Here is a 9,512-nt window from a genome sequence, read left to right as displayed (position 1 = left end):
TGGCGATGCGGCCACTTTGGTTGAGGATGTGGGCGAAGTCGTTGCAGACGAGCTCGCTGCTGAGTCTGCTGGCGTCGAAAATGGCGATGCGGCCACTTTGGTTGAGGATGCAGGCGAAGTCGTTGCAGACGAGCTCGCTGCTGCGTCTGCTGGCGTCGAAAATGGCGATGCGGCCACTTTGGTTGAGGATGCAGGCGAATTCGTTGCAGATGAGCTCGCTGCTGCGTCTGCTGGCGTCGAGAATAGCGATGCGGCCACTCTGGTCGAGGATGCGACCACGGCAGTGATAGCGTCCGCTGAGGGGGCTATATCAGAGCCACTGGTGGGTGTTGTGACAGGTAAGACCGTCCAAGCTGCCATTGGGGTACCGGAGCCAGTGCAAGCGCCAGTGGCGGCCTTGAGTGAAGACGCCGTCAAAAATGCTGCGCCGACGATCATGCTTGCAGACAGCGAGGGCGTACGGGTTTTGCAAAACGGCGGCGCGGCCCCGCAGGTTGTCGACAACGTCTCGATTGATGCGATCAATTATGACAGCGCGGGCGAGGTTGCTTTGACGGGGCGGTCGTCGGGACAAAGATCGGTTCGTATTTACCTTGACAATAAGGCAATTTTGGATGCCACGGTTGGCGCGAACGGGCAATGGCGCGCCGATCTGCCCGAGATCGACACCGGCACCTACACATTGCGTGTCGACGAGTTGGACGTCGAAGGCGATGTTGTCTCCCGCACGGAGACACCGTTTCGTCGAGAGTCCGTCGAGGCAATTCAGGCGTTGGATCTAGGGGGCGCAACAGAGCGCGCAGCTGTGGCTTTGATCACGGTGCAGCCGGGCAATACGCTTTGGGGGATTGCGCGGGACAAGTATGGCGAGGGGCTCTTGTACGTCCGGGTGTTTGAGGCGAACGCGGGCCGCATCCGTGACCCCGATCTGATATATCCGGGCCAGATTTTTACTGTTCCCGACTAAGTAAATCCGGACATTGGGCGATAGGCTTTGTGCGTTTTCGAACGCCTTCGCCACTGGTTATTTACGCGGCGACGCCCTAGGTTGTGTGTTCGCAAAAGAGGCAAGCATGAGCGGTATTTATTCAACTGATTTAGAACGAAAAAGTGGCATGCGGACAATCCGCAAGGTGGCACCGTATCTGTGGCCGGACGAGCATCCGTGGGTGAAGCGCCGTGTGGTCTGGGCTTTGGTGGCGCTGTTTGTCTCAAAGCTTGTGACGGTTGGCACACCGTTCTTTTATAAAGCCGCCGTTGATGCTTTGTCCGGCGACCAGACGGATGCGGTCTGGATGATGACTTTGGGGGCCGTCGGCTTGACCGTTGCTTACGGTTTGGCGCGGCTATTCGGCGTTGGGTTCCAGCAATTGCGCGATGCAATTTTTGCGGCTGTTGGTCAACGGGCTTTGAGGCAGCTGGCGCTTCAGACGTTCTCGCATATTCACCGGCTATCGCTGCGCTACCACATCACGCGCAAGACGGGTGGATTGAGTCGGATCATTGAGCGAGGGGTGAAGGGAGTCGATTTCCTGTTGCGGTTCATGCTGTTTTCGATCGGTCCGCTTATCCTTGAATTGGTGATGATCGGCGTTGTTCTGGCGGTGGTTTTCGACTTTAGCTATGTTGCTGTTATTGCCGTCACAATCGCGCTTTACATCTGGTTTACCTTTAAGGTGACGGAATGGCGGGTGAAGATCCGCAAGGAGATGAATGATCAGGATACCGATGCCAACCAAAAGGCCATCGACAGTCTTCTGAACTTTGAAACGGTCAAGTATTTTGGTGCCGAGGCGCGCGAGGCGGCGCGTTATGACGTGGCGATGGAGCGCTATGAGGCGGCGGCGTTGAAGACGTCGTATTCGCTGGCGTTTTTGAATTTTGGCCAGTCAGTGCTGATCACGGCAGGGCTGATCATTGTGATGGTAATGGCCGCGATGGGAGTGCAGTCGGGGCAATTGACCGTGGGCGATTTCGTGATGGTAAACGCCTATATGATCCAGATCACCATGCCGCTGAATTTCCTTGGTACTGTCTACCGGGAAATCCGCCAAAGCCTTGTGGATATGGGTGAAATGTTCGATCTTTTGGAGCAGCCTGCCGATGTGAATGACAAGCCGGACGCCAAAGAGCTTGAGATCAAGGGCGGCGAGATTGTCCTGGACGATATCCTGTTCGGCTACGACGCTGCGCGTCCCATTTTAAAGGGCGTTTCGCTAACTGTGCCTGCGGGCAAAACGGTTGCGATTGTTGGTCCTTCGGGGTCGGGAAAGTCGACCGTAGGACGGCTGTTGTTCCGGTTTTATGATGTGGATGGTGGCGCGCTTCGGATTGATGGGCAGGACCTGCGAGACGTGACGCAAGCCTCGGTTCATGCGCAGGTCGGAGTGGTTCCGCAGGATACGGTTTTGTTCAACGACACCATCTTTTACAATATCGCCTATGGGCGGCCCGAAGCGGCGCGATCCGAGATCGTTGAGGCGGCGAAAGCGGCGAAGATCCATGACTTTATTTCAAGCTTGCCCGACGGCTATGATACGTCCGTGGGTGAGCGTGGCTTGAAGTTGTCGGGAGGAGAAAAGCAGCGTGTTGGGATTGCGCGCACGCTATTGAAGAACCCTCCGATCCTGCTTCTGGACGAGGCGACGAGCGCTTTGGATACCGAAACCGAAGCGGAAATTCAGAGCGAACTCAACGCGATGGGCGAGGGACGCACCGTTCTGACCATCGCGCATCGGTTGTCGACGATTGCTCATGCGGATCAGATTGTTGTGCTTGAAAGTGGCGTCATTGCCGAAGAAGGCACTCATGATGAGTTACTGAAGCGCGGGGGGCGTTATGCGTCGCTTTGGCATCGTCAGGCGGCTGAGAAAGATCGCGCTGCGTGAAGGCGCGCGCAGTCGGTTTAAGGAAGGGTTGTGTGGGCGTGCGGCGGATTTTTTCGCTTTCACCGATATCTTCTGAAGCTCGCGATCTAAGCCGCTGATACGCTGCCTTTCTTTGAGTTATCCATAACGTCGATACGACGTCGGTGTTGCGTTGGTGCATGTTCGCTGAACACTGCGTTAGCGCGGGCTGGTTTTTCAGCCCTGCTGGCAAGGTCAAATGACCGCATTAGCGAAGCCTTAACGTGGCGAACGGGCTTTGCCGGCGCGCGTGAAAAGGGGGGCAGTGCCACCCATCTCCTGTGCTGTCGTGCGTCGTGATGGCGTCGTTATTCCGCGGCTGCCCGCAAATCCGGGCTGCCCGCCGCGCGTGGTGCGGATGGATCATCGGATACGTCCCAGATAATTTCGGGGTTTTTGATCTTCCGGGCCGCTTTGCGCAGCGCCTGATCGCGGGCGGTTCTGGAACCTGACCCGTGGCTGAGGGCGCGCAATGTGTTGATAGTTCTATACGCGCCGGTCCAGAACCAGACCCGCAGGGCGAGCATGGATGGCGTGAAGATAAGCGTCAGAACCGTGGCAATGCCAAGCCCGAAGACCACTGCGGTTGCCAGTTGTTTCCACCAAAGCGCTGTCGGGCTGTCGATGGAATAGCCGCCACCAATGAAGTCGAGACTGAGACCGAACATCATCGGTGCCAGGCCCGCCATTGTGGTGATCGTCGTCAGAAGGACCGGTCGGATGCGCGCCTCGGCGGTGCGCACAATGGCCTCGATCCGGGGCATGTATTGCGAGTATTCCTGATAGGTGTCGATCAGGACAATGTTGTTGTTCACTACAATTCCCGCAAGAGCGACGATCCCCGTTCCGGTCATGATGATCGAGAAGGGTTGGCCCATCACAAGCATTCCGATGAGGACGCCGGTGGTCGACAAAACCACCGCTAGAAGCACCAGCGTAGCGTTATAAAACGAGTTGAACTGCGCCAGCAGGATGATGAACATCAGACCCAGAGCGGCAGAGAAGCCGACCTGAAGGAAGGCCTGGCTTTCGGCCTGGTCTTCCTGATCGCCGGTCCATTCCCAATCCATGCCTGCTGGCAGCGGGCTTTCGCCTTCGATCCAGTCCGTGAGGAACGCGATGCGCTCGTTCGGGGTTATCGGCACGCCGTCGTCGTTCAAAAGGTCCGGTACGACATCGGCTTTGACGTCGAAGTAGCGTTTCTGGTCGACCCTGTTGATCTGCGCCAGCTGTGCGACGGGTTCACGGGTGATGAAGTTCGACAGCGGCACAAGGCCGTCTGCTGTGCGAACTTTGAGCGTGTCCAGTGTTGAAAGGACGCGGTCTTTTTCCGGCAGGCGAACGCGGATATCGACTTCTTCGTCCGAGCTGTCGACGCGCATTGTATCCAGAAGCACGCCGCGCGTGACAAGCTGGACCATGCCCCCCACGGCGGCGACGTTCGCGCCGTAGCGACCTGCTTTCTCGACGTCCACGTTGATCTGCCAGTCGATGCCAGGCAGGGGCATGTTGTCTTCGATGTCGACAAGACCCGGGGTGTTTTCAAACTTTGTGCGCACCATGGCGGTGGTCGAGAGAAGCTGTTCCCAATCATCATATTTCAGACGCAGGTGCACTGGCTTTCCTGATGCCGGGCCACGGCTGAGGTTCAGGATCTCGACTTTAATCCCGGGGATTTGGTCAAGCCGTGCCTGAAGATCGACCAGCACCGCGTCGCCGTCGAGTTGTTCCAGAGTGACGTCGTGAGTGTTGGCGTAATCAGCGCGCCGCTCCCATGGGATCAATTCGATCTGAACCTGCCCGATGGTGTCGGTGGGGCCGGACGCTCCGCCGGTATTGGCATTGAGGCCACCAGCGCCTGCAAATGCAAATGCGCTGTCGATGCCGTTGGTGTCGAGGATGACGTCTTCTGCCTGAGCGACGAGTTGATCTTTCTCCATGATGCCAAGGTTGCCGCGGGCGCGGACGTAGACGATGGCTTGTTCGGGTTCGCTTTCGACGAAGAATTCGACGCCGTTATTGTTGGCTCCGAAGTAGCCGAAGACCGAGACGACGAAAAAGCCAATGGCGACGATGGACACAACCGGCATGACTGGGTTGCCGGCGATGAATTTGATGAAGTGGCCAAAAGGTGTGCGGTGGTAGCCGGCGTTGATAGGTCGCTCGCGACGTTCGACTTTGGCGGCGCCTAGGGTAATAGATGACACCATAGCACCAACCACGAAGAGAACTGCGCCGAAGATGCTTCCGCCCAAGCCTGTGCCTTCCCCGAGGAGGTATTCTGGGTTCAGGACCTGCATGGCGGCAAGGAACATCAAGTAAAGCGATGGCGGCACGAGGAGGGCGCGGACCCACCAGGGTGTCGAGCGTTTCAGCGCGGCAGACGAGCGTTCAAAGCCCCGGCTCATGCGGCCGGCTACGCCGCCCATGACGGGAAGGTAGATAAGGGCCACGACAAGCGATGCGGTCAGAACAAAGATCAGGGTGACGGGAAGCATGCCCATGAACTGGCCTGGTACGCCCGGCCAGAACAGCATGGGCAGGAAGGCGCAGAGCGTGGTCGCGGTGGACGACACGATGGGCCAGAACATGCGTTTTGCCGCCTCGACGAACGCGTGCATGGGGCCCGCACCTTCCTGGATGCGTTTATCGGCGTATTCCACGACGACGATGGCGCCGTCCACCAGCATGCCGACCGCAAGGATCAGGCCGAACATGACGATGTTGGAGACGGTGACTTCCATCAGCGCGAGGAAAGCGAAACATAAAAGGAAAGACGTCGGGATCGCAAAGCCGACGAGAAGGGCCGAACGCGAGCCCAAGGTCGCAAGCACAACGATCATCACAAGCGCGATGGCGGTAAGGACAGAGCCTTCAAGTTGGCTGACCATCGAGCCAACGGTGCGGGACTGGTCATTGGAGGTGCCGACTTTGATGGCGTCTTGTAATTCGGGCGGCCACGAGGCGCGTTCGGCTTCGACTTCGGTCTGAACAAGTGCCGCGGTGTCGATGATGTTGAAGCCTTTGCGTTTCACGACTTGCAGGGCGACGGTGGTTTCGCCGTTAAACCGGGCTGTGCCGGTTCGGTCTTCGAAGGTGAGGCGGATTTCGGCGAGATCGCCGAGGGTGATCACGCGGTCGCCATCCACTTTAACCGGCAGGCTGTAGATGTCGCGCTGGTCGTTAAAGGAGGATGGGATTTTGACGGCGAAGGCGCCGGTTGCACTTTCGACTTCACCGGCAGCGATCAGTTGGTTGTTGTTTGTGACAACGCTGATCAGTTCGCCGGCGGTGACGTTGTAGGCTTCAAGGCGCAGCGGGTCGATGATAACCTCGACCATTTCGTCGCGGTGACCGGTGAGAGCGGCTTCAAGGACGGGTTCAAGTGCTTCCAGGCGGTCTTGCAGGTCTTTGGCCACGCGCAGAAGGGTGCGTTCGGGCAGTGCGCCAGTGAGATTCACAATGATAATCGGGAACTCGGAGAAGTTGATCTCGTTGATTGAGTATTGTTTGGCGCCGGAAGGGAATTGGGCTTCGGCGCTGTTCATGGCGTCGCGGACGTCGGCCATGATCTTGGTTTTGTCCCAGCCAAATTCAAATTCAAGCGCAATACCGGCGTAACCTTCGGAGGCAGTGCCGGAGATGGATTTCAACCCATCGAGGTCGGCCAGTTCGGTTTCCATCGGCTTGACCAGCAGTTTCTCGCTGTCTTCCGCCGAGATGCCGGGGAAGGGGACCGAGACGAACAGTGCCGGGATTTCGATGTCGGGTTCGCCCTCTTTGGGCAGGCTTGCGTAGGCCAGCGCGCCTGCCATAATTGACAGGATGATGAAGGCGATGACCATGCGGGCACGGCCCGCAGCCCAGTCGACGATACCGGTCATTGGGTGGTCTCCTCGCGGTAGGTGACCGTAACGGGAACGCCATCTGTGACAAATTCCTGTCCCACGACGATCACGTCGACGCTTGGCGCCAGACCGCCGACCCAAAAGCCTTCGGTGGTGTCACGCAGTGCAATAACGGGTGCGAACGTGGCGATGTTGTCGACCACGAGGCGCACGCCAAGATCGCCCGCGTCATTCAGCGTAAGCGCGGATTGGGGCAACAGATGCGCGGTGTTTCCGGCGGATTGCACGCCAATTTCGGCGGTTTGGCCGTCGCTGATCGAGAAGTCTGCATTCGGCACTTCGACGTCGACGCGGAACGTGCGCGTGGTCGGATCAGCCGAGCGGCTGAGGAAGGTCACGCGGCCCACGACTTCGCGCCCCGAGGCAAGGCGCGCGCCAGCAAGAGCGCCAAGATTTACGCGGTCGACCATGGTTTCCGGCACAAAGCCCACAAGCTTGATCGGATCAAGTTGAATGATGGTGGCGCAAAGCGCGCCGGGCTGCATCAGGGTGCCAATCTCGGCGCTGTCGGTCTCAAGGAGGCCGCCAAAGGGCGCGCGGACTTCGAGTTGCTCTAGGTTGTTTTCGGCAGCAGCCACGCGGGCTTCGGCGGACTGGATGCCGGAGCGCGCGCTTTCCACGCCGCTGACGGCGGACTGCACGCCGGCGCGCGCGGCTTCGACGCTTGCGGTGGCTTGTGCGACGCGGGAGTCGGAGGCAAATCCGCCTTGCGACAGGCGTTCGGCGGCGTTGTCATTAATCTCGGCCTCGTTCAGCCGCGCGCGTGCCTCAGCGACGCGGGCCTGAGATTCGGGCAGACGCGTAACGGCTTCGCGCAGACCGGCCTGCGCTTCGGCAAGGGCAATGGCACGAGTGCCGGGATCAAGGCGGCAAAGAAGATCGCCTTTCTGTACGCGGGCACCGGCGCGCAGGGGATCCGAGATCACCTGACCAGATGTTTCGGCGCGCATAATAACCTGACGAGACGCTTCAGTGCGCCCGCGCAGGACAACCGCGCCGTCGATTGTCGAGGCGGACGAGCGGATGGCAACCACACTGACTGGCGCGAGCGGCGCGTTTTCGTCGCGATCCACGACTGCGTCGAACACTTCTTCCTGGACGGTTTCGGTTTCTGCTCCGGAAAACGTGACGAGTTCATCGCGTTGAAATACTAGAAGAAACAGAACTCCTACGACAAGAATTGCCGTTACGATTGGAAACAGGCGCATGATATGCCTCTTATGGCTTTTGGACGGCGGGAAAATAGCCGCAAACGCCCGCTGAATTCACTGAACTGATCGGTTCAGATTTAGCATTTCTGCTTTTTTTTTGCAAATTGCAAGAGGGTGGTATGATTTCCTGCCTTTGCAATCGGTAAAAAACGCGCGATATGAGGGCGCAAATGTTAAAAAAAATGACCGATTAAGGGAGTGCTCAGGTGTCGGATCAAGACTCGTTTATCAACGAGGTAAGCGAAGAGGTCCGCAAGGATCGCCTGTATCGCTTGTTCAAGCGTTATGGTTGGATTGCCGCATTGGCGATTGTGGTGATTGTCGGCGGCGCGTCATGGAACGAATGGCGCAAGGCGCAAGCCGAGGCGTCTGCTCAAAGCGCAGGCGATGCGATTCTTGCAGCCTTTGACGGCGACGCCGCGACGCGCAGCGCGGCGTTGGCTGAAATATCAACGGGTGATAATGCGGCGCGCATAGCGATTTTGTCCCTGATGCGATCTGAAGCGGCTTTGGCGAGCGATGATCGCGCCGAGGCAGTGGCTTTGCTTGAAGACTTGGCGTCGGACACGAATGCGCCGCGCCCCTACCGGGACCTGGCGACGCTGAAGGCGGTTATTCTTGGGTCTGGCACCACGGATCCTGACGAGCGGATCGCGCGGCTGAATGCCCTGGCCCTTGGGGGCGGATCGTTCCGGCTTTTGGCGGCAGAACAGATCGCTTTGGCCGAGATTGAAAAGGGCGATGCAGAGACCGCGATTGCGCAACTTCGCGAGATCGTGGCAGATGCGGAAACAAGTCAGGACTTGCGCCGTCGTGCGTCGCAGTTGATTGTGGCGTTGGGTGGGTCTCTGACCACCGGGTAACCGTCTGGATTAAGGGCCGAGTGAAGGGCACATCGTGGTGAGTAGCAGCTTTAAATCAGTGTCGGGAGTGGCGATTGCTTTGGCGATCCTTGCGGGCTGCGGCGACGATGAGGTGATCCTGCCCGGCGAGCGGCTTGATGTGCGAGACCGTGGTGACAGCACTGCGACGGTGATTGCCGATCTGGGACCGGGCATTGCAGAAGGGCCGGCACCGTCAGTTGGATTGCCCGTCGCGCAAGTGAACGCAGCCTGGACGCATCCTGGCGGAAATGCCGCCCATTCCATCGCTCATCCGGCTCTTCAGCGCGCGTTGGAGCCGATTTGGTCGGCGTCGGTCGGCGACGGAAATTCCCGTGGCCACCGGATCACAGCAGACCCGGTGATTGCAGATGGTCGTATATTTACCCAGGACAGTCGCGCTTTGGTGTCGGCGTTTTCGTTAAGCGGACAAACGCTTTGGACCCACGATCTGACACCGGAAAGCGACCGGGCGGACGACGCTTCGGGCGGCGGTCTCGCGGTATCGGGCAACACACTTTTTGCGACGAGCGGCTTTGGCACCTTGACGGCGATTGATGTTTCGACCGGTGCCGTGCGGTGGACGCAGCGGCTAAATTCCCCGGC

General features: G+C 58.7%; 6 protein-coding genes. 4 read left to right on the top strand and 2 right to left on the bottom strand.

Annotated features, from left to right (window positions below; all coding sequences use genetic code 11):
- The coding region (locus AC221Y_RS15455; RefSeq protein WP_486707679.1) for a LysM peptidoglycan-binding domain-containing protein at positions 1–967 on the top strand (967 nt) is incomplete at its 5' end.
- 106 nt (positions 968–1,073) lie between these two features.
- Entirely contained in the window at positions 1,074–2,888 is a 1,815-nt protein-coding gene (locus tag AC221Y_RS15450; RefSeq protein WP_486707678.1) for an ABCB family ABC transporter ATP-binding protein/permease, read from the top strand.
- Positions 2,889–3,214: 326 nt separating this feature from the next.
- Here AC221Y_RS15450 and AC221Y_RS15445 read toward each other — a convergent pair whose 3' ends face one another.
- Both AC221Y_RS15445 and AC221Y_RS15440 read right to left on the bottom strand, forming a co-directional pair.
- Positions 3,215–6,790: an efflux RND transporter permease subunit gene (locus AC221Y_RS15445; RefSeq protein WP_486707677.1), complete on the bottom strand. Its 3,576-nt coding sequence runs from the start codon at positions 6,788–6,790 to the stop codon at positions 3,215–3,217.
- Entirely contained in the window at positions 6,787–8,022 is a 1,236-nt protein-coding gene (locus AC221Y_RS15440; RefSeq protein ID WP_299750439.1) for an efflux RND transporter periplasmic adaptor subunit, read from the bottom strand. The genes AC221Y_RS15445 and AC221Y_RS15440 overlap by 4 nt, the downstream gene beginning before the upstream one ends.
- 209 nt (positions 8,023–8,231) lie before the next feature.
- Here AC221Y_RS15440 and AC221Y_RS15435 point away from each other — a divergent pair, with 209 nt between their 5' ends.
- On the top strand, positions 8,232–8,888 hold the full coding sequence (locus AC221Y_RS15435; RefSeq protein ID WP_486707676.1) for a hypothetical protein: 657 nt from the start codon (positions 8,232–8,234) through the stop codon (positions 8,886–8,888).
- Positions 8,889–8,925: 37 nt separating this feature from the next.
- A partial coding sequence (locus AC221Y_RS15430) for an outer membrane protein assembly factor BamB family protein (RefSeq protein ID WP_486707675.1) occupies positions 8,926–9,512 on the top strand: 587 nt, incomplete at its 3' end.

This window comes from Boseongicola sp. (assembly GCF_057460485.1).
Note: the sequence above shows the minus strand (reverse complement) of the source record. Positions and strands in the feature narration are given on the sequence as shown.

Coding starts and splice junctions, on each gene's coding strand:
- AC221Y_RS15450 (WP_486707678.1), top strand. CDS start 1,074: ATGAGCGGTATTTATTCAACTGATTTAGAACGAAAAAGTGGCATGCGG.
- AC221Y_RS15445 (WP_486707677.1), bottom strand. CDS start 6,790: ATGACCGGTATCGTCGACTGGGCTGCGGGCCGTGCCCGCATGGTCATC.
- AC221Y_RS15440 (WP_299750439.1), bottom strand. CDS start 8,022: ATGCGCCTGTTTCCAATCGTAACGGCAATTCTTGTCGTAGGAGTTCTG.